The 22,090-nt window shown below is 37.8% G+C and carries 20 protein-coding genes; 10 read left to right on the top strand and 10 right to left on the bottom strand.

The window, feature by feature from the left end; translation table 11 throughout:
• A complete protein-coding gene (locus tag WG906_RS16970) occupies positions 1-360 on the bottom strand; it encodes a hypothetical protein (RefSeq protein WP_339994035.1) in 360 nt (119 codons plus the stop codon).
• Positions 361-548: 188 nt separating this feature from the next.
• Between WG906_RS16970 and WG906_RS16965 the strand changes: the two genes are divergently transcribed.
• Complete coding sequence (locus WG906_RS16965) at positions 549-884, top strand: single-stranded DNA-binding protein (RefSeq protein ID WP_339994034.1); 336 nt, start codon at positions 549-551, stop codon at positions 882-884.
• 61 nt (positions 885-945) lie between these two features.
• Here WG906_RS16965 and WG906_RS16960 read toward each other — a convergent pair whose 3' ends face one another.
• Together WG906_RS16960 and WG906_RS16955 are read right to left on the bottom strand one after the other, a co-directional pair.
• Positions 946-1,443: a GerMN domain-containing protein gene (locus tag WG906_RS16960; protein WP_339994033.1), complete on the bottom strand. Its 498-nt coding sequence runs from the start codon at positions 1,441-1,443 to the stop codon at positions 946-948.
• Positions 1,444-1,452: 9 nt separating this feature from the next.
• Positions 1,453-2,154: an SDR family NAD(P)-dependent oxidoreductase gene (locus WG906_RS16955; protein ID WP_339994032.1), complete on the bottom strand. Its 702-nt coding sequence runs from the start codon at positions 2,152-2,154 to the stop codon at positions 1,453-1,455.
• A gap of 334 nt (positions 2,155-2,488) precedes the next feature.
• On the opposite strand from WG906_RS16955, the gene WG906_RS16950 reads away from it, so the two are divergent.
• Positions 2,489-3,439 carry a GDP-mannose 4,6-dehydratase gene (locus tag WG906_RS16950; protein ID WP_339994031.1) on the top strand — a complete coding sequence of 317 codons (951 nt, stop codon included), beginning with the start codon at positions 2,489-2,491 and terminating at the stop codon, positions 3,437-3,439.
• Here WG906_RS16950 and WG906_RS16945 read toward each other — a convergent pair.
• The 5 genes from WG906_RS16945 to WG906_RS16925 all read right to left on the bottom strand — a co-directional run bounded on the left by WG906_RS16945 (position 3,426) and on the right by WG906_RS16925 (position 11,665).
• Complete coding sequence (locus tag WG906_RS16945) at positions 3,426-4,343, bottom strand: lysylphosphatidylglycerol synthase transmembrane domain-containing protein (RefSeq protein ID WP_339994030.1); 918 nt, start codon at positions 4,341-4,343, stop codon at positions 3,426-3,428. The two genes, WG906_RS16950 and WG906_RS16945, sit on opposite strands and share 14 nt — an antisense overlap.
• Positions 4,312-5,268 carry a glycosyltransferase family 2 protein gene (locus WG906_RS16940; protein WP_339994029.1) on the bottom strand — a complete coding sequence of 319 codons (957 nt, stop codon included), beginning with the start codon at positions 5,266-5,268 and terminating at the stop codon, positions 4,312-4,314. Before WG906_RS16940 ends, WG906_RS16945 begins: the two co-directional genes overlap by 32 nt.
• Positions 5,265-6,863 (bottom strand): ArnT family glycosyltransferase, encoded by a 1,599-nt coding sequence (locus WG906_RS16935; protein ID WP_339994028.1) that lies wholly within the window; start codon positions 6,861-6,863, stop codon positions 5,265-5,267. Before WG906_RS16935 ends, WG906_RS16940 begins: the two co-directional genes overlap by 4 nt.
• 43 nt (positions 6,864-6,906) lie before the next feature.
• A complete protein-coding gene (locus tag WG906_RS16930; RefSeq protein WP_339994027.1) occupies positions 6,907-9,525 on the bottom strand; it encodes a PAS domain S-box protein in 2,619 nt (872 codons plus the stop codon).
• Positions 9,526-9,607: 82 nt separating this feature from the next.
• Complete coding sequence (locus WG906_RS16925; RefSeq protein WP_339994026.1) at positions 9,608-11,665, bottom strand: TonB-dependent receptor; 2,058 nt, start codon at positions 11,663-11,665, stop codon at positions 9,608-9,610.
• Between the two features lie 125 nt (positions 11,666-11,790).
• On the opposite strand from WG906_RS16925, the gene WG906_RS16920 reads away from it, so the two are divergent.
• Positions 11,791-12,525 carry a YgaP-like transmembrane domain gene (locus WG906_RS16920; RefSeq protein WP_339994025.1) on the top strand — a complete coding sequence of 245 codons (735 nt, stop codon included), beginning with the start codon at positions 11,791-11,793 and terminating at the stop codon, positions 12,523-12,525.
• Between the two features lie 76 nt (positions 12,526-12,601).
• Here the strand turns inward: WG906_RS16920 and WG906_RS16915 are convergent, their stop codons facing one another.
• Complete coding sequence (locus WG906_RS16915) at positions 12,602-13,153, bottom strand: type 1 glutamine amidotransferase domain-containing protein (RefSeq protein ID WP_339994024.1); 552 nt, start codon at positions 13,151-13,153, stop codon at positions 12,602-12,604.
• Positions 13,154-13,287: 134 nt separating this feature from the next.
• On the opposite strand from WG906_RS16915, the gene purN reads away from it, so the two are divergent.
• Positions 13,288-13,875, top strand: a complete 588-nt coding sequence (purN, locus tag WG906_RS16910; RefSeq protein WP_339994023.1) for a phosphoribosylglycinamide formyltransferase — start codon at positions 13,288-13,290, stop codon at positions 13,873-13,875.
• An 8-nt stretch (positions 13,876-13,883) separates the two neighbouring features.
• Here purN and WG906_RS16905 read toward each other — a convergent pair whose 3' ends face one another.
• Positions 13,884-14,378 carry a cupin domain-containing protein gene (locus tag WG906_RS16905; RefSeq protein WP_339994022.1) on the bottom strand — a complete coding sequence of 165 codons (495 nt, stop codon included), beginning with the start codon at positions 14,376-14,378 and terminating at the stop codon, positions 13,884-13,886.
• 394 nt (positions 14,379-14,772) lie between these two features.
• On the opposite strand from WG906_RS16905, the gene purH reads away from it, so the two are divergent.
• From purH to rodA, 6 genes are all read left to right on the top strand, one after another.
• Positions 14,773-16,299 carry a bifunctional phosphoribosylaminoimidazolecarboxamide formyltransferase/IMP cyclohydrolase gene (gene purH, locus WG906_RS16900; RefSeq protein WP_339994021.1) on the top strand — a complete coding sequence of 509 codons (1,527 nt, stop codon included), beginning with the start codon at positions 14,773-14,775 and terminating at the stop codon, positions 16,297-16,299.
• Between the two features lie 132 nt (positions 16,300-16,431).
• Complete coding sequence (locus tag WG906_RS16895) at positions 16,432-17,454, top strand: rod shape-determining protein (protein ID WP_255903421.1); 1,023 nt, start codon at positions 16,432-16,434, stop codon at positions 17,452-17,454.
• A 78-nt stretch (positions 17,455-17,532) separates the two neighbouring features.
• Positions 17,533-18,372, top strand: a complete 840-nt coding sequence (gene mreC, locus WG906_RS16890) for a rod shape-determining protein MreC (protein ID WP_339994020.1) — start codon at positions 17,533-17,535, stop codon at positions 18,370-18,372.
• The gene (locus WG906_RS16885) at positions 18,369-18,884 is read left to right on the top strand and encodes a rod shape-determining protein MreD (protein WP_339994019.1); all 516 of its coding nucleotides are present in this window, start codon (positions 18,369-18,371) and stop codon (positions 18,882-18,884) included. The genes mreC and WG906_RS16885 overlap by 4 nt, the downstream gene beginning before the upstream one ends.
• Before the next feature lie 6 nt (positions 18,885-18,890).
• Positions 18,891-20,822, top strand: coding sequence for a penicillin-binding protein 2 (gene mrdA / locus WG906_RS16880; protein ID WP_339994018.1), 1,932 nt, complete (start codon positions 18,891-18,893; stop codon positions 20,820-20,822).
• A complete protein-coding gene (rodA, locus tag WG906_RS16875) occupies positions 20,815-22,074 on the top strand; it encodes a rod shape-determining protein RodA (protein ID WP_339994017.1) in 1,260 nt (419 codons plus the stop codon). The genes mrdA and rodA overlap by 8 nt, the downstream gene beginning before the upstream one ends.
• Positions 22,075-22,090: the final 16 nt, after the last annotated feature.

The raw sequence follows: 22,090 nt of genomic DNA, 5'->3' as shown, positions 1-22,090 counted from the left end.
TTAAGCCTGATTATCTTCTCTCTTAACTAATAAAAAGTCGTCGTTTTCTAATTTCAGGTATCCATACTCATAACAAAAACGATAAGTATTTCCTTTTTGCGTCTGATAAATATGTGTGATATAATGGAAACTGAATCCTTTGCTCAGCAGTTTTTCACGGCTGATTTTGGTTTTACCATCCGGATTAAGTTGTTGCAGAATACTCCGGTTTTTACGCAAAACAGCATTCACCTCCTTTTCAAAATCGCTTTTTTCGACCTTAAGACGATTATTGTAATTACTTCTGCACTGATCATCGCAAAACTTTTTATCTGCCCGGCCTTTAATTATTTCAGAACAATCTAAACATATACGCTCCATGTATTTGAATTGATTTTTAGGAATTTATGCTTTGTAAATATAATCACTATCCGTGTATATCCGGATATATGCGGATATAAATGTTTAAGCTCCGGCTAATTTTCAGCACTCTTTTCACCTTTGTATCGTCGGTGATGAAGGAATATCACTGTTCGTTAATCGGGTAATCAAATTTAATAATTAAGAAAATGAGTAATTTAAGAAACAGTGTTCGTCTGGTAGGAAACTTAGGTAATGAACCAGAAATTAAAACAATTGCAAACAACAAAAAATTAGCAAAAGTATCAATTGCCACTCACTCTTCTTACAGGAATGAAAAAGGAGAAAAAATTGAAGAAACTCAATGGCATAATCTTGTTATGTGGGATAAAAATGCTGACCTGACAGAAAAGTATTTACGTAAAGGCAGTGAAATCAGCGTTGAAGGACGTTTAAGTTCCAGAAGCTATACAGACAATGCTGGTATAAAAAAATACTTTACTGAAATTATTGTGAATGAAATACTTCTTTTGAACAAGAAGTAACCTTTCAACAAGAGTAGCATATTAATAAAATGTGGCTGTTGCTTAGTCCGGCATCCACATTTTATTTGCTTTTAGCAGAGTCTGTTAAAGCTTTAAAATCAGCACGGGTAAACGTTCCAGGCATTGCATGATCGCCTTCTTCAAAGTCTATTTTTACAGCTTTAACTCCTTTCAGTTCCGTTAATGAATAAGTAACCTCAGCCAGGTATGCCTCTGCACCGGTACTACCCATACCTTGAGTGAGCTGACGGGCATCGTCAATTTTCAGCTCAATCGTATCACGCCCTGCTTTTACTAAGTTCAGCTTAATATCCTGGTACTTTTTATTTATTGAACTGATGATAGCATTTAAATCAGCACCTTCAAGGCTTTCATTACTGCGTATCAGGCTTAGACGCTGAGTTTTTTCATTAAATTCTACATTATACGGAGGTGAGGCGAGAGATCCGTCTTTATCTGACACTAAGGTGATATCCTTATCACTTATTTTAGGTTCGGTTTCGTTCCTACAAGAAGCCACAAGAATAAGCCCCGATAAAAGAAATATAACAGCCCTCATAGCATTTAATTAAGGTGTGGTAACGGCAACAGGCAAAATCTTTCCGTTAAAAAACTTATGACCGGTTAACGAAAAATCGGCTATATATTTACCCATCTCGAAAGCCATTACAGGTGATTGATAATCAGGAAAAGCTTTTTCCAGCATTTCTGTTTGTGCCGAACCTAAAGCTAAACAATTAAATCGAATCTTCCGATCATTGAATTCAACTGCTAAACATTCCGTAAGTGTATGTAATGCCGCTTTACTCGCTGAGTATGCTGCTAATCCCGGAAACTTCGCACTTCCCTGAAAACCGCCCATACTTCCAATATTTACAACATGAGAGTTCTCATTTAATAGCGGTAACAAATTGTGAATCATTTTAACATGGCCTAAAAGGTTGCTTTGGAGCATATCCGCAAAATCCAATTGTGTGGTCTCTTCAAAAGACTTGGTAATTAAAGAACCAGCATTATTAATCAGAACATCGACAGAACCAATTCGATCTTCAATAAAACTGATCAGGGAGCTGTAATCATCGTGCACAATATCAAATTTTGCCGGAAATAGCTTGCAATCGGGGTTTAATGACGTAGCGATCTTATAGAGCCTTTTGAGATTCTCTTCAGAGCGGGCAAGAGCAACAATTTCATGGTCAGAATTCATTATCAGTTCCAGTACAGCTTCAAAACCAACTCCGCTACTTGCTCCGGTTATTACTATTTTCATTTGAATATAATTTATTTTTAAAGGTTATGAACTCTGCCCGGCTTTCGTTCGGTCGGGCCTGCATGAGTTTATTCACCGCGATTTGTAAGCGGTAAGCCCAGCTGTTCTTCAGGCAGGCAAAGATCATTTTTAAGACTTTTTAGCGATAAACTCATGCGGGTTTCAAGGTATGGGTTTATATTAATTTAATTTTATATCTCTATTATGGTTGTCCGACCGATCTAAATTGACATGAACGCAAAGTTCGAAGTTTTAACGAGATTTTACCCACATATGAAGCTTTGAATATTCGAAAATTATTAATTAGTGTAGATTTGCAGCCTTAATTATTTCAATGAGACATATTCTGGTAACAGGGGGAGCAGGTTTTATAGGCAGTAATCTGATAGCGGTATTATTAAAAAATTTCAAAGTCACTGCAATAGACAATTTCGATAATTTTTATTCTCGCCAGCAGAAAGAATTGAATTTAAAGCCTTTAGGCGAAAACCCGAATTTCAAGTTTATTGAAGGAGATATCAGAAATACGGAGGATCTTGAAAAGGCTACAAATGTTGATGTAATTATTCACCTTGCAGCGAAGGCCGGTGTCAGACCAAGTATCAAAAACCCCATTCTTTACCAGGATGTAAATGTAAGCGGTACGCAAACGCTTCTGGAATTCGCTAAAAGCAGAACTATTAAGCAATTTGTATTCGCTTCATCAAGCAGTGTTTATGGAATAAACGAAAATGTGCCCTGGAATGAAGAAGAGAAATTACTGCCCATAAGCCCATATGCATCAACCAAGCTTTCGGGAGAAATGCTGGGACATGTATATAGCCAATTGTATGGCATTCGTTTTCTGGCTCTACGATTTTTTACAGTTTACGGTCCCGGTCAACGGCCAGATTTAGCTATTCACAAATTCTTTAAATCTATTTTAAACGATCAGCCTATTCCTGTTTATGGAGATGGCTCTACCAGCCGTGATTATACATTTGTGAGTGATACAGTAAAAGGAGTAATAGCTGCCATTGATTATAATAAATCGGATTTTGAAATCATCAATCTTGGTAATCATAAAACAGTGACCCTGGCAGAATTGATTGAGGCGATCGAGAGTACTTGTGGAAAAAAAGCAGTGATCGACAGATTACCTGAGCAACCGGGAGATGTTCCAAGAACCTATGCAAATATTTCTAAAGCACAGGAACTTTTGGGTTACAATCCTTCCACAGGATTAAAAGAGGGATTAGATGAGTTTTATAAATGGTTCAAGAACAACTCGGCTATTCTTCAATAGCTTTATCGGCTTTTTTCTCAAAATCTTCGGCTTCTTCCTCTGTTGGCAATGGCTCAAATTCTTTTGAACGATATACAAACCATATACCCGTCAGAGCAACCAAAGTTGACAAAATCGAAAAGGTAAAAGTTACAAAAACTGCCAGACTCTGATTCATATTAAAAAAATCCGAAATATGTATCATCACATATTCCCTTGTCCCGAATCCAAAAGCTCCGATAGGGATAATCGCTGCGATTGATGATACAAGGAAACTAAACAGATAGGGTGAAAATTTACCATTAAAGTCCTGAGCTAATAAAATACACATTACGCTCACCAACTGTAATGATTGCACCACAATAGCTTTAAGATGTGCTTTAATAAAGTTCCTGTTGTAAAGCAGGAAAAAATACTGCAGGACCGCATAATATATTAAGGTACCTAGTAATACAGCAGGTACTATTATATACCAATGAATTTTTATTCTGGGAATTAAGAGAATTAAAGTAGAAAACAGAAAACCAATTGCCCACAATCCACTAACCCTATCCAATAATATTGCAAATATGATTTTCCTGGTGCGTTTTTGAAAACGTTTTCTTAACAAGTAAATCTTGTAGCCATCGCCCCCTATGCCACCATAAATATTATAAAATAAACCGAGCAGATACAGCTTGAAATTGAATAAGAGGCTAACATTTATCCCGATTGATTTTAAAAAACTTAACAAGCGCCAGGAGGAAACCACCTGCGAGAAAAAATAGGCAAGAAAGGCGAGAAATATAAATAGTAGATTGCTTGTAAGATATAGCTTTTTAATATCCCTAAAATCAATCTTTTGAAATACAACATAAATTAAAGCGATTGTAATAACAATCTTTAAAGGGGTTTTAACGTGATTCCAGACTTTCTTTAGTTCCATTAAAAATTCTTCTTACCTGGTATGTCTTTTTGTTTGTTCCTTCAAAATAAGTGCGCATGCTGATTTCTGCCAGTATACCGATTGTAATGAGCTGTATTCCTCCTAAAAGCAGAATCAGGCCCAATATCAACAGCGGCTTGCCTCCAATATCATGGCCCAAGATTTTCAGCACCAGTAAATAGATGTTAATTAAAACACCAAATCCAAATGAAATAAACCCAAGGGGACCAAATAAGTGCATAGGTTTTTGAAGATACTTCCGTAAAAACACCATCGTTACTAAATCAGCCATAACTTTAAAGGTGCGGTTGAGTCCGTATTTGGATGAACCGAATTTACGGGCATGATGCTTAACGTCTACCTGAGTAATATTTGCTCCCTGGAGTTTAGCCAATACTGGAATGAATCGATGTAACTCACCGTATATTCCTAAATCTTCGGCAATTTCACGTTTAAATATTTTAAGTGTGCATCCGTAATCTTTAATATATACTCCAGTCATTCTGCGGATTAACGCATTCGCGATTTTGGATGGTATTTTTCTAAGAAAAACTCCATCCTGGCGATTTTTGCGATTTCCTGCAACTACATCCCAATCTTCATCCTTAAGCTTCTGCAGCATAAATGGAATATCGGTTGGATCGTTTTGTAAATCGCCGTCTAATAAAGCTACATATGTACCGCTTGTATGATCAATTCCGGCTGTCATCGCTGTACTCTGACCATAATTTTTCCGGAGTTCTACTAATATAATATGCTCGTTTGCATACTTGCGAATCTCTTTTTGAGTACCATCATTAGAACCGTCATCAACAAATATTACTTCATAATCAATTCCCGTCAGCGCATTATGAATTGCGTCAATTAAGGGAGCAATATTTTCCTTTTCGTTAAGAACTGTTACAACAACAGAGAGTTCTCTCATTTTACTTTATATAATTTCAGATTGCTATTGTAAGTTTTTAATAATACAGCTTTCTGATTTTTTAAATCGCGGTCAAAGGTAAGATAATAACCTCTTACAGTATCCACTTCGGTAAAATTTACCTGCTTCATACGTGAACGCTGAATATAAAAAATCAATTTATCATGAAAAGGAATGCTTGCAACATGTGGATGATACTGATAAAAATAGAAGGGTTCCTGCCCGCTCATTTTCCCAATTTCTGTGGCAATACTCCTAAAATACCGTCCTTCATCGCGCTGCAGCCTATGCGGCAATACCAACCAGCTGAATCCTAGCCTTACAACTAATAGAAATGCTAAGAATGCGACTAATCTATGGGTTTTGAACTTAATAATTAAGTATGTAAGCAATGCGGCAAGCAAAAATACCACCAGAACCTTGATTGAAAAGAAACTTATGTAATCCCTGATATTAAACAAAAACGCAAATGGGATGACTAAAGTCACCAAAACGCATAAACCGATCAGAATGGATTCAAACACCCTGTTTAGCTTTGGCAGATTATCCCGAAAGGTATAATAAGCATGGCTCCAGATAAAAAACAATAAAGGGAACAGCATCAATAAATATCTTGGCCGGGTTTCAGGGGAAAGCCAGTACACTAGGATATTTGCCAAAAAAATCAAGCCGCAAAATTTAAGAAAACTATTTCGCATGAGCTGCTTAATAAACTCCTTGTGAAAACAAAAAAGGAGGAGAAGGCTGGCAGGGAAAAGATGTCCGGCATATTCGAATGGAAAAAGAAAAATATGTTTCATGCTCTTCCACAATCCCACACTAGCTGCTGTACGCTGACTGCTTTGATCCCAAATTGTAGAAAAATAACCTTCGAGATTAGAATTATATAAAGAATAATTAAAAAAATATGATGCAATTAGCAAAAGGCATACTACTCCGCTTACAATGTGTTGCCAGCTAAATAAGCGTCTAAAGTTATTGGTGTAAATTAGGAGTGTTATAAGAGTTACTCCCTGAAATACAATTGACGGCATCCCTTTACACAGGAAACCTATGGCGGTAATAATATATGATGTGAAAAACAATAAAAACCAGTGCTTCTTTTGATAAAAATAAAAAATGCACATAAAAGAAATAAAGGTAAGCCAGGAGTAGAATATATCAATATGTCCCAGCATAGAGTCGTATATAAGCATCCTACCGTTTACCATGGAAAGTATTGCGCTTAGCAGGGCTATACGCTTATCTTTTAAAAAGAATGCTGCGGAATAATAAATGGTAATTGCAAACAGAAATAATGGCACAACTGCCGGCAACCTTGTGGCAAACTCAGAAAAACTTCCCGAAATTTGATAAACCAGTGTTAATAACCAATTATACACCGGAGGTTTATTGTAATAGTATTCTCCACCAATCGTAGGCACCGAATAATTACCAGAAAGAATCATTTCTAAAGCCACATTCGCACGTGTTGGCTCATCAGCAAACAGTGGAAGCAAACCAAGATTGATTAAAAAAGGAGGAATTGCCAGAAAAAGTAAAGCAGCAAATGTTTTGCCCGGAAATCTTGAAATATAGTTTTCAATTTTCTGCATCAGGCGGCAAAGATATAAAAGGATTATTTTTAAGCTTTAAATCCTATAAAACAATTTTGAAGGTGCAACCTTTATTGACTTCACTTTCTACCGTTATTGAACCGCCTAAAGATTCTACCTGCGCTTTAGTCATATGAAGACCTAATCCTTTCCCTTCGTTCTGACTGGTAAATCGTTTATATAAACCAAAAATCTGAGGGCCATATTGTTCCAAATCAATTCCGATACCATTATCCGAAACTTCTATATATATATTTTCAGCATTTTTCCAGGCTTTTATATGGATTTCAGGATCTCTGTCAGGCGCCTTATATTTAATTGCATTTGAAACTAAATTATGTATGATGCTTTGAACATAACTTTTGATACTTGTTAACTGATCGGCTTCATCACTAATTTCGACTTGAATATTGGCGTCCGAACCCTTAATTTGTTGTTCAAGACTATTACAAACCTCTTTAACAATATCAGTTAGTCTGAATTCTTCTCTTTTTTCATTAAATGGAGATCTGGCCGTTAAGACATCGTTTAAATCTTTTATTAAAGTATCAATCGATTCGGCAGATTGAATGATGTAATCGAAAATTTTTCTAACATCCTCAGGTGGAGTGCTGGCATTCAGAATATAAGACATCCCCAGGATATTAGCTATTGGAGAACGGAGGTTGTGCGATACAATATAGTTAAACTGCATCAATTCATTATAACGGTTATTAATCTCCATTATTAAACGTTCCTTTTCCTGCTCGTTTTGCTTTTTCTCAGTAATATTTTGTGCCAGGAGTATTACAGACATGACCTTGCCAGCATCGTTTTTGACAGGCCCAATACTCACACTGTACCATTCATTTAAGGCTTGGTTAACTGCTAACTCAAGATTTTTGACCACCCCATATTTATAAACTTTATCAATATGATTCCTTAATAATGCATGATACTCAGGCATCACAGCCTCAAATACAGATGAGCCAATAACCTCATCTCTCTTTTTACCATTTACATTATTAACATATGTGATCCGATAATCAGAGCTGAGCTCTAAAATATATATAGGGGAGCTTTCGGCAATCGCCCTGAAATGCTCCTCCCTGTGTGCAAGAGCATCCTGAGAAGTTTTCATCTCAGTGATATCCTGGACCATTCCAAAGAGGTAAGTATTAGAGTTGGAATCCGTCCGGCTGCTCGACGACTGCTCTTTTATATATTTAACATTTCCATTTTTTGTAATAATCCGATATTGTAATGAATAAGTAGAATTATTTTTCCTCGATTCTTTTATTGTTTTTTTAAAACTCTCCCGGTCATCCGGATGAATATAATTTAAATATGTTGTGAGAGATGGAGTAACATGCTTTTTATCTTCCTCAAGAATATCAAAAATGCCATCGCTCCATTCATGCTTACGATTGCTTCCATACCAGACCCAATACCCTACCTTTGCTAGCTTATGGCTGAAAGATAACAAATGCTCCCTCCGCAATAATTCATTTTGAATAACTTTTAATGCGGTAATATCAACTCCATATCCAACTTTATATTTTTGACCATTCGGACCTTTAAGTGGTTTTAAGGTTCTTACAAAATATTTCTTTTTTCCAGAGTTATCGGATAACTCCTCGATCCATTCGATAGGCTTTTTGAGTTCATCAACCAGGTTGTACATTTCTGTTCTGGATTCAGCAATCTCGATATTTTTATTGCGGTATCTGCAATAGTCAAAATCTGTTTTCCCGATTAACCAGTCGCGAGTGTTATCATCTTTTACCGCCGACTTGCTGATTAATAAATACCGGTTCTTCTCATCAATAACTGCAATATCTATATTTACATTATTGATGATACTTTCATAAAACTCTTTGGCAGTTTTTATTTCTTCTTTTGCTTTTATAGTATCCGAAATATCACGAATGATGCAAACAACTTCATTATCGTCACTTTTCACAAAGCGAGCTTCGTAATATAAAAGCTTATGATGGTCGCCCGCTAAATGATACTCATATCTTAGGCTATTGTTGTATCTCAGAACATTTTTAGTATACGCAAGGAAATTCTCAGCTATTTCCAAGGGGAAAATTTCTTTTAGATGAGGCTTTCTGACTGAATCGGCTTCAATTACTAATTCCTGATTTTCATTTTTATACGATAAACAGTTTCCTGTTTTTCCAATACGCAGGAGCTTATCCGGAACACCATCTATTAACGCCTTTAAACGTTTCTCATTTAAAACACTTTCATTCACATGCGCTTCAAGCGTCGAAATTACTTGTCTGTAATCCTTCTTTTCAGATATATCCGTAATATATCCCTCTACATACAGCAGTTGTCCGGAATCACTATATACTCCATTAGAAATTTCCCGAACCCAGATTATCTTACCTTCTTTATTTATAATCCGATACTCACCATTACATTCCTGTTTATTCTTTAATTCTTCGGAAAAGTATTCCCATACCCAGACTTTGTCCTCGGGATGAATAATGTCGGCATATGCTGTTGATGCATTATTTAATATTTCCTCCGGATAGTATCCTGTCAAAGCATAACATCCATTACTGACAAAGGTCATGTTCCAATTCCGGTCGGATACAGCCCGGTAAATCATCCCCGGCAGATTCTTGACAAGGTTTTGAGAAAGGGATGTGGTTATTGTACTTTGCTCCATGCCCGGAATTATTTTATCCTAATAATTAATTTTAAATATAGAGTAATTTTCAGAGAAAATAAATGGCTCTGTCCCAAGCTAATTAAAATTGTGTAATTATCCCTCCATAAAAATTTCTGGGGGGAGCCGGATTATAAAACCTTGCCCCAAAGGCATTTAAATCGTGGCCTAAACTATATTTAGAATTGAAGATGTTATCGGCGCCAGCGAAGACTTTTATTATATAAGCATTAACCTTTTTTTGCACACTCAGTTTTGCCTGCAGCAGGTGATATTTATCTGCAAACTGGGTATTTGCATCGTTTAATGGCATTGAGGAAACATAGGCATGTTGTAAGTATAGGTTTAAGTTTAACGGGAAATAAAGATTTACAGAACTCACCAGGTTATGCCGGGGAACTCCTGTTAGTTTATTCCCCGAAAAATCTGAAGAATTAACTATATAACTCTCGAACTTAAATCTGCTCCAGGAATAGCTTTCGCTAAATTTAGCACCCCTCATCCATCCTGAATTCTTTAATGGAACAACCCAGGCGTTAAGCTGAGTTTCCAATCCTGTTTGTTTTGTGCCTCCTGCGTTAACAAAATACTCGGTATCTGCAGAATTGACTCTTCTTACAATAGCGTCTTTAAGTTTGTAATGAAAAACAACATTGTCAAAATAAACTCTGTTATTGAAAATTGATAGTCGAATTCCGGTTTCAAAGTTCCATCCGGCTTCTGGCTGCAGATCTGTATTTATTTCGCGGCTCGATGGGCGTACCTCTTCAATTGTAGGAGGAGAATAACCTTTGCTGGCTGATGCACGTAATGCCAGATAATCTGTAAGAAAGTATGAAAGCGCCAGTCTTGGAAGAAGCTGAGCTTTGAAAGCTCTGTCTTGCCACTCAGATGCAACAGGATATATTCCTTTGAAGTTATACCTATAAAAACTAAGACTTATTGCGGCTTCAGTCGTCAAACGATTAGTAGGTTTAAAAGTTAAATGTGAAAAAAAGAAACCTTGATAACCTTTAAAATCAACAAAGTCCTGTGGCTCTCCCACTTCCCCGCTTAAATTGTTATAATTTTTTTTCTCAGAACTGGTTTGCTGTCCTTCTGCTCCCAATTGCCATTTCCACGAGTTTGATGATTCGTTCCTGCTGCTCAATTCAATATATGTTCTTAATCCAAGGCTTTTTTCTTCACGGATTTCATAGGTAGTAATAAAGGGATTGACAAAATCTGTAAATGAACCGGTTAAAGAAACTACATGCCTCAGCTTTGGAGAGAATAGTTTTGAATGCGACAGCCCCGCAAGAAAAGTTTTATTAAAAATACCAGCCTGCTGCTCCGCCGCTCCGGGAACTGCAGATGTTGCTGGTCTTGCCAAACGGGCATTTTGCCGGACCTGGGCCTGGGTTAATCCGCCCGGTGTTTGATAATCTAAATCAGAATACATTATTAAAGAGCTTAGTATTGCTGAATTAGAATATTTCCACCTGGGAGTCAACTGAATACTTTTGCGATTTAACTCGCTATTCTGCCTATACCCATCAGAATGCTGAACGGCTTCATTTAAAGCTATTTCAAAAGTATTTGTTTTTGTTTTTAGGCTAACATCCTGCCGAAATAATCCATAAGATCCAGCGGTAATTCCGGCAGAGATTAACGAACTATCCTGTTTTACTAATTCAGAGCTGATTAGCACTACCCCTCCCGAATTGGCCCCGAATATACTCCCCTCGGGACCTTTCAAAATTTCAATACTTCCCACGCTTGAGGCATCCAGCAAATTAAGATATGTATTCCCCCCGGCATCACTTAATAGAAAATCATCAAGGTAAACTTTAACATTTCTTACCCCGAAAGGAGATCGTAATAAACTTCCTCTGATAGATAATCGGTAACTCCCGGGCGACCGTTCCTCCATACGTACCCCAGGGGCTGTATTAATTGCTGACAGAAGCGAATGCCCGGCTTGATTCTGCAAAATCTCGGAATTAATTAAACTTATTGAGGAAGGAACGCCCAATATTGGTTGCTCAGAAAAATATGATGTTACAATTACTTCATCAAGTTTAGAAGTATCGGCAACGATCTGACAGTTAGCAGAAATATTTATAAATGAGAGGATTAAAACAATCAGCGGGGATCTCATAAAACCTTAAAAATCATATTAACAAAGTGAAATTATTCAAAAATACGTTTTATCTCCCAGTACAATAATTGCAATTAATCAAACACTCAGAGCAAATCGGCGTTTCTTTAATAAACCAAAAAACAATGGCTATTATATATCCTGACATGTATAACCGTCCCGAAAAATACAATACCGGGAATACTGAAAATCATTTGAACTTAAGAAACGAATATGTAAATATTAACACCCCCGAACGAATTCTATCAGTAATAAGTGGAGCATTCCTTTTATATTCTGGGATTAAATCATTGTTTAAACATCCTGTTAAGGGCTTATCGAAGGTTGTAGCAGGTGGCACTTTGTTTATGAGGGGAGCCAGCGGACATTGCCCGGTTTATGAGGCAGTGGGAGCGGACAGCACCAAACCAGAAGTAATAAACATAAAACAAAAGTTTACGGTCACCAGCCCTAGCAACGAAGTGTACCAATTCTGGCGAAGATTAGAAAATCTGCCCCTTTTCATGCATCATATTGAATCAGTAGAAGAAAAAGGTCCAATTCACTCTCACTGGAGAGCCCGGTTTTCTAAAAATACTCCTGCAATAAGCTGGAATGCTGAAATTGTGAAGGAGATAGAAAACCAATTTATTGGCTGGCACTCCGTAAAAGGGTCGCCACTTGAGCATGGCGGGAAAGTAGAATTTAATGATGCACCAGGAGGAGGAACAGAAGTTGAAGTGGTTTTTAGCTATCAGTCGCCAATTGGAGGACTGGGGACAGGACTTGCAAAACAATTCTCCCCGGCTATTGAAGAGATTATTCGAGAAGATATTTTAAATTTCAAACATTTTATTGAAACAAAAGAAGTGCCTGATTGAAAATTCACAGGGTTTAATCCGAGATATATTGAATGCCAAAAGGTGAAACTGAACCTTTTGGCATTCTTTTTTAATACTACCCCACATGTACTCCTTCTGCAAATTCTTCACACATTTTTGCGTTAAAGGCAGGTAAGTCATTTGGATTACGACTTGTAACCAGGCCATGCTCGACCACAACTTCTTCATCAACCCAGTTAGCGCCTGCATTAATCAGATCTATTTTAATTGATGGATAAGAAGTTAAAGTTCTTCCTTCGGTAACCCCCGCCGTAATTAGAGATTGGGGACCGTGACAGATTGCAGCAACAGGCTTATTGGCATTAAAAAAAGATTTTATAAAATGTATTGCCTGTTCGTCCATTCGAAGCTGATCAGGATTGATTACACCTCCTGGCAATAAAAGCCCGTCGTAATCCTCCGCTTTAGCTTCAGAGATATGTTTATCAACTGCCAGTTCGATGGACCACTCGTGATTTTTCATTGCCCTAACCTTTTCTCTTTGAGGAGAAATGATATGAACCCTGGCTCCTGCTTGTTCCAAAGCTTGTTTCGGACTAGTGAGTTCAATTTCTTCAAAGCCATTCTCTGTTAGAATAGCTATGTTCAGATTTTTTAGATTAGCCATAACGATTTGAAATTATATAGATAAAATCAAAAAGGCTGCAAGAATAATACCACCCATTTCTTTTTTTAAGATACTTTTGCAAAAAGTATCATTTGTTTTGATTTAAATGGTATATTAATTTTTCAGGTCACACTATGTATCTAAAAAAACGTATAGCAATTTTCGCTTCCGGTTCAGGCTCAAACGCACAAAAAATCATGGAGCATTTCAAAAAACATAATGATGCCGAAGTGGCTATTGTGCTTACCAACAATCCTGATGCGTTTGTACTGCAGAGGGCTGATAATTTCGAAATACCCACACATATCTTTAACAGACAGGAGTTTTATCAAACTGAAACAGTAGTCGACCTGCTCAAAAGCTTACAGGTAGACCTTGTTGTGCTGGCGGGGTTTTTATGGCTTGTTCCGGAAAGCCTGCTTAAAACTTTTCCGAATAAAATTATAAATATCCACCCTGCCTTATTACCTAAATACGGAGGTAAAGGCATGTATGGCGACAAAGTACACCAAAGCATATTGGATAATCGTGAAGAAGAATCCGGCATAACCATTCATTTTGTAAACGAATGCTTTGACGAAGGAGAAATAATTCATCAATCCCGTTTTAAAATTGAGAAGGGAGATGATTTGGAAATGATAAAATTTAAAGGTCATCAGTTAGAGCACCTGCATTATCCCAAGGTCATTGAACAATTACTTAAGAAAATGAAGTCGGCTTAAAAAATATCTTAATTCACTTTCCTATTCCTTGGGTCATCAGCAGGATTAATATAAGTGATTCCCCAGGGGCCTACTCCGTGTAATTGGATAATGCACTCTTCCCTGGTGAAAAAATAATGATGAGTGCCTTTCTTCATTACTGCAAATGCTCCAGCTGCAAGTTTAGTTGCAGGATTTTCAGCAAAATCAGCACCTAAGCCCATATAGCAGGCCCCTTGAATAACTGTAATATGTTCATCGGCGGGATGCCAGTGAGGCATTATTTTATAATTGGCCGGAACTTTGGCCCGCATAGTAAATAATCCTGCTTTACCCGGATCTCCTTCAATCACCGCAACTTTAGATCCGGGGGGTAAAGATGCAGGACCATCCATCCACTTAATACTATCAGGTAAAACCATAATATGATCATTTCCATGTGTAATTTGTGCCTGAATCTGATAAACTACACTGAAGACACCTATGAGTATCAAGACAGCAATTTTCTTTTTTGGGTTCATCATGTTATTCGTTTAAGATTTCGATTTTTTCTAGCCTCAAAATTTCACACAAAATATTGTTTTTAATTGACTTTCAAGCACTTAAGAAGTAAACTTACTTATATTTAACTTCCGAAACTTAGAAGGGTTTTGCAATAAATCAAAAAATATTAGCATAAACTCTTCCAGAAATCAGCTTCAAGGTATTACATGATTAGTACGGTAGAATGTTAATGTCGCAGGAAGCCCCCTGGGTGTCTTCTTAATAAAAATACCCAGACACATATGCCGCTGTTTTCAACAAAATAAACTTAAAAGTATTTTATTATCAGGCGATACCCTATATAATCTCAATTTAAAATACTGAAAAAAATTAACTCAAAAAACCTATCTTTGCGCCTTCAAATAAAACCCCGAAATGAGTCATCCCGTTAAAATAAAAAACGCTTTAATTTCTGTTTATTATAAAGACAATTTAGAACCCTTAATCAGGCAACTGAATGATTTTGGAGTAACTCTTTATTCTACAGGAGGAACGGAGAAGTTTATAAAAGATCTGGGCATTGATGTTGTAAGAGTAGAAGATTTAACAGGATATCCTTCTATTTTAGGGGGCAGAGTGAAAACCTTGCATCCTAAAGTTTTTGGTGGGATTTTATCAAGAAGAGATCTGCAGGAAGATAAGGATCAGTCTGAACAATACGAAATTCCGGAAATTGATTTAGTCATTGTAGATCTTTATCCTTTCGAAGAAACGGTAAAAGCTGGTTTAGGCGAAGAGGAGATTATAGAGAAAATCGACATTGGCGGAATTTCCTTAATTCGAGCAGCCGCTAAAAACTTTAATGATGTCGTTATTTTAGCATCAAAAGACGATTACAGCAATCTTAATAACATACTTACCGAGAACGACGGAAGCACTCTGCTTTCTCACCGTCGCGATTTCGCAAAAAAAGCGTTCAACACCTCTTCTCATTACGATACCGCAATTTTCAATTATTTCAATCAGGATAATGGACTAAACGTATTCAAACAAAGTGAGCAGCATGCCACAGCGCTTCGCTATGGAGAAAACCCTCATCAAAAAGGCTTTTTTTATGGTAATTTAGACGAAATGTTTACGAAGCTGAATGGTAAAGAATTATCATACAACAACCTGGTAGACGTGGATGCGGCGGTTGCTTTAATTGATGAATTTGATGAGCCTACCTTTGCTATTTTAAAGCATACAAACGCATGCGGCGTGGCATCCAGAAGTACACTTGCCGAGGCATGGAAGGTGGCTTTAGCCTGCGATCCGGTTTCCGCATTCGGGGGTGTTATCATTTGCAATGGCGAAGTTGATGAGAACACGGCATTAGAAATCAACAAATTATTTTTTGAAGTATTGATCGCGCCAGCATTTAGCGATGCCGCCCTGAAAGTTCTTACAGAAAAGAAAAATCGTATCCTTTTATTAAGAAAAGAAGTTAAGCTTCCTGCTAAATTATTTAAAACATTACTAAACGGAGTAATAGAGCAAGATAAAGATATGTCTATTGAAGGAACAGAGCAAATGAAGTCTGTTACCGACAGAAAACCTACTGAACAGGAGTTAAAGGATCTGCATTTTGCTATAAAGCTTGTAAAGCACACCAAATCTAATACAATTGTTCTTGCTAAAGACGGACAGTTACTGTCAAGCGGAGTTGGGCAAACTTCACGGGTTGATGCTTTGCGTCAGGCTCTGGAAAAAGCCAAATCTTTCGGATTTGATGTTAAAGGATCTGCAATGGCCTCAGATGCATTTTTCCCCTTCCCTGATTGTGTTGAAATTGCCGCCGACGCCGGTATTGCTGTTATTGTTCAGCCTGGGGGCTCAATTAAAGATCAGCTTTCTATAGATATGGCAAATGCAAAAGGCCTCGGAATGGTTGTAACAGGGGTTAGGCATTTTAAACATTAATTTCAGATAATTTATTTTCAATTTTTGCAACATTTAGCAAGTTTTGACGTAATTCCATTGTAGTTTTTAACGATGCTTTAAAAAAAAAGACGTTAACTTAGCTTAATTTTAATCTTATAACATTATTCTTTAATGGGTTTATTTAACTGGTTTACACAGGAAATTGCAATTGATCTTGGCACTGCAAATACCCTTATTATACACAATGACAAAGTTGTCGTTGACGAACCCTCAATCGTGGCGTTTGACCGAACAACTAATAAAGTTATCGCTATCGGCCGTCAGGCCATGCAGATGGAGGGTAAAACTCATGATAACATTCGTACGGTCCGTCCATTAAAAGACGGTGTGATCGCAGATTTCAATGCTGCTGAGCACATGATTCGGGGAATGATAAAGATGATTAACAATGGAAAAGGCTGGTTCTTCCCATCTCTAAGAATGGTAATTTGTATCCCGTCCGGCATTACTGAAGTGGAAAAACGTGCCGTAAGAGATTCAGCAGAGATTGCCGGCGCGAAAGAAGTATACCTTATTCACGAACCGATGGCCGCAGCCGTAGGTATTGGTATTGATGTCGAAGAACCAATGGGTAATATGATTATTGATATTGGTGGTGGTACTACAGAGATTGCAGTTATTGCTTTATCAGGAATCGTATGCGACCAATCTATCCGTGTTGCAGGCGACAATTTCGACAGCGACATTGTGCAATACATCCGTCGCCAGCATAATATAATGATTGGAGAACGTACCGCTGAAAAAATCAAGATTGAAGTTGGCGCTGCTTTACCTGAATTAAGTGATCCTCCCGCAGATTTCGCGGTTCAGGGTCGTGATTTAATGACTGGTGTTCCAAAACAAATTACTGTATCCTATACAGAAATTGCTCATTGCCTTGATAAATCCATTTCAAAAATAGAAGAGGCCATTCTGAAAGCACTGGAAATAACTCCTCCCGAACTTTCCGCAGATATATACCAGACTGGTATCTATTTAACCGGAGGAGGGGCATTATTAAGAGGCCTTGACAAGCGTGTAGCTGCTAAAACCAAATTACCCGTTCACGTTGCTGAGGATCCTTTACGGGCAGTTGTTCGCGGTACAGGAATTTCACTTAAGAATATAAACAATTTCAAGTTTTTAATGCAATAATTCAATGAGTGAATGATGGAATGAATAAAGGAGCGAATGCTTTATTATTCTCTCATTCACTCATTCAAACAATGACCTATGCGTAACCTATTGATATTTATCAGCAAGTACAACGCATTCTTTTTTTTCGTTATCTTTTTTATCACCTCCCTTGTGCTCGTGGTTAGAAATAATTCATTTCAGCGGGCCAGTGTTTTAAATTCTTCCAATCAGCTTATTGGTCAATCATATCAAAGAGTGAATTCACTTCAGGAATATCTGCGATTAGCACAGGTTAATGATAGTCTTGCAGCCGAAAATGCACGCTTAAGGGCATCATTGAAAAGCTCGTTTTACAACGATAGCATACAGCAAATTTCAGTTAATGACACAACCCGTTTCCAACAATACACTTATATAGTGGGTAAAGTGGTAAACAATTCAATCCATCAGAAAAACAACACCATCACTATTGATAAAGGTAAACGTCATGGAATTGAAAAAGGGATGGGGGTTATCTGCTCTTCAGGCATTGTGGGAATCGTAGAAAACGTATCTGACCATTATGCTACAATAAGATCTTTATTACATCAGGACACAAGAATTAGTGCGCGGATTTCAGAGAATCAGGCTTTTGGCTCTTTGGTTTGGGGGCAAGAAAATTATGACCCGCAAATAGCTACGCTGAAAGACATCCCGAACCATGTAGAGGTAAAGAAGGGATTTCATATTGTTACTTCGGGTTATTCTTCTGTATTTCCGGCAGAAATCGCCATTGGAAGAGTGGCAGTTACCAGAAAGAAAACGGGGGAAATTTCATCTGAAGTGAAAGTGAAACTAAGTACTGATTTTTCCACGCTTGCATATGTCTATATCATTAAAAGCAAGTTAGCCGTTGAGCGACAAGCTTTAGAAACTCAAAACCAGGCAGTAAAATGATTAGAATATTTACCAGCAACCTGATACGTTTTGCATTACTGGTTTTTATACAGGTATTCTTACTTAAAAACATTGGGTATTATAACCTTTCAGTACCCTTTCTATACATCCTGTTTATTCTTCTCCTGCCCTTTGAAACACCCAACTGGCTGGTATTTTTGCTGGCGTTTTTAATTGGATTAACCATAGATAGCTTTTATGATACACTAGGTGTAAATGCTGCAGCCTGTACTGTTTTAGCCCTAGTGAGAATAATATTTATAAGTATCACAGTTCAACGCTTAAGCTTCGAAATAGAGCCCGAACCAAAGCTGGGAATAATGGGATTCAGATGGTTTGTTTTTTATGCAAGTATATTAACTCTCGTACATCATACAACTTTGTTTTTAATTGAAGACTTCAGCTTAAATGACTTTCAGTACACACTATTTAGGATAATTTTGAGTTCTCTTTTTACTGTATTTCTGATTTTAGTAGCTGAGTTCATCTTCTACCGCAAGAAAGAACGTTAACACAAAATGAATAGTTTCTTCCCCCGCCGGTATGTTATTCAAGGGATATTTATAGCGATTGCTCTAATATTGCTACTAAGGCTATTTTACATCCAGGTTATAGATAAAAGTTATTTTCTTTCGGCGAATAATAACGTTTTACGTAAAGTCATTGTGTATCCTGCAAGGGGGGTAATATTAGACCGTACAGGGAAAATATTAGCACAAAATGAACCCGTATACGACTTAATGGTTATTCCCCGGGAAGTGAAGCCATTCGACACCCTTGAATTCTGCCGTTTGATTGGCATTGATAAGGAAGGTTTTGATAAACGATTCAAAAAAGCAATCAGGTATTCCCGTTATACGTCTTCAATTTTCGAGAAGCAACTGTCGGCCATAACGTTTGCCACTTTTCAGGAAAAGCTATCCGAATTTCCGGGATTCTATGTTCAGAACAGATCTGTCAGAAAATATCCAGATAGTATCGCAGCTCAGTTTTTGGGATATATAGGAGAAGTAAATGAAAGAGATATCGAGCGATCTGGTGGATTTTACCGCAGAGGTGACTATATCGGGCGTACCGGAGTTGAGAAATCTTACGAGGACCTTCTGAGAGGCCAAAGGGGAGTTCAGAATTTGATGGTTGATGCATTTAACCGCCCAAAAGGTCATTTTGCCGACGGACGCTATGATACCACAGCCGTTTCGGGGGATCAGTTAATCAGTTCACTCGACAAAGCACTGCAAAAATTCGGGGAACAACTGATGAATAACAAAATCGGAAGTATTGTTGCCATAGAACCCTCTACGGGAGAAATTCTTGCATTTGTAAGCAGCCCCACCTACAACCCGAATTTAATGGTTGGCAGGCAGAGGGGAAAGAATTACGAAATTCTGGACAAGGACCCTAATAAACCAATGTTTATCCGGCCAATTCAGGCCGAATATCCTCCGGGTTCTACATTTAAAGTAATTAATGCCCTTCTGGGACAGCAGTTTGGTTTAATAAAGCCTGAGACGAGTGTAAATTGCACTGGAGGATACTGGTATGGTGCACGCCGTCCTATGAAATGTACCCATGTTCACGGAACAGTAGATCTGGCCCGTTCGATTCAGGTTTCCTGCAATACATATTATGGAAATGTGTATGCAACAATTGTAGATCGCTCGGGCATGCGGCCTGTTAATGGATTTAAACGCTGGCGCGAAGGAGTTGCGAAATTTGGAATAGGAACAAAATTAGATATTGATCTGCCAGCTGAAAGAAACGGGCATCTACCAACGGATGAACTTTATACGAAACGATGGGGAAGCGATAAATGGCGTTCCGGATTTAACATCTCACTTTCTATAGGGCAAGGCGAGCTTGGCATCACGCCCCTGCAAATGGCAAATGTCGTTGCGACAGTCGCTAACCGCGGATTTTACTTCAAACCACATCTGGTAAAAGCCATCGGAGAAAAAAATGTTATCAAAACTGAGTATACTAAGAAGAATAGTGTAGGCGTAGATGCGAAATACTTTGAAACAGTAATTCGCGGTATGAGTATGGTGGTTAACCAGGACGGCGGAACCGCTACCTATTCCGCCATACCCGGAATTGAAATATGCGGAAAAACAGGAACGGTGGAAAATCCTCATGGTGATGATCATTCGGTATTTTTCGCGTTTGCACCAAGAAATAACCCTAAAATTGCCATAGCTGTTATTGTAGAAAACGGCGGACATGGTTCAACCTGGGCTGCACCGATAGCCAGTTTAATGATTGAAAAGTATATCACCGACAGTATATCACGACCGAAATACTATCTTGACCGGATACTGGAAGGTAATTTATTACCTGGAGCAAAGGTAAAAGCCAGAACCGCGCCTGTAAAAAAGCCTGATAGTACCTCAAATAAACCTAAACCGAAGCCAATTGAGGCGAACACAAATGCTATTTTAAAAAATGATTAATCAGCGCAGCCTTTTTTTTAATATTGACTGGGTAATAATCTCTATCTACCTGGCGCTTTGCATTATCGGCTGGTTTAATATACATGCGGCGGTATACGATCCACTGCATCCCAGCATTTTTGATCTCGAAACCAACTACGGAAAGCAATTACTTTTTATAATTGTTGCATTAATTCTAGGGGTGGTAATTCTATTACTGGATAATAAATTCATTAATGCCTTCTCTCCTATTTTTTATGGAGTTACACTCATACTTCTTGTTGTGGTTCTATTTGTTGGACGAAATGTAGGAGGCAACCAGGCATGGATTCCCATTGGTAGTTTCAGGCTTCAACCTTCTGAATTTGCCAAATTTGCTACCTGCCTGCTGCTTGCAAAATATTTCAATTCAACTAATCTGAAACTGACTGATTTTCAGACATTATTCGTTACCGGGCTAATCATTGTTATTCCCATGGCATTAATTATGCTTCAGCCCGATACAGGTTCTGCCCTGACGTTTACCTCTTTAGTTTTTGTATTATATCGTGAGGGCTTGCCAGGACACACTCTGGTTGTCGGCGCCTTATTTATAGCCCTATTTGTCCTCACACTCCTGTTTAGTAAAATTATTGTAATAGGAGCTTTGATCGCAATAGCTGGATTATTGATTTATTCAAATAAAAAAAACCGGTCCTTTATTACCACAATAGGTATCGGTTTAATTATGTCTGTAATCTTTATTTTTACTGTAGACTTCGCATATAAAAACATCCTGCAATCGCATCAGCGTAACAGGATCGATGTTATCCTTGGTAAAATTGACGATCCGCGCGGACAAGGTTATAATTTAAATCAATCCAAAATAGCAATAGGTTCTGGTGGATTATGGGGTAAAGGGTACTTACAGGGGACTCAAACTAAATATGATTTTGTGCCAGAACAAAGCACAGACTTTATTTTCTGTACGGTAGGAGAAGAATGGGGCTTTATTGGAAGCCTTGCGGTAATTAGCTTATATGTCACCCTTTTGATCCGAATTATTAACCTTGCAGAAAGGCAGCGATCTTCATTTACCAGAGTTTACGGATACGGCGTGGCCTCCATACTTTTCTTCCATTTCTTTATCAATATCGGAATGACCATAGGACTAGTTCCGGTAATCGGAATACCTCTGCCTTTTATTAGTTATGGCGGATCTTCTTTAATCAGCTTTACAATCCTGTTATTTATTCTTTTAAGACTGGATTCAAACCGGATGGGGGTGATTTAAATTATTGAACATTCAA

The organism is Pedobacter superstes (assembly GCF_037622515.1).
GTDB lineage: Bacteria > Bacteroidota > Bacteroidia > Sphingobacteriales > Sphingobacteriaceae > Paradesertivirga > Paradesertivirga superstes.
Note: the sequence above shows the minus strand (reverse complement) of the source record. Positions and strands in the feature narration are given on the sequence as shown.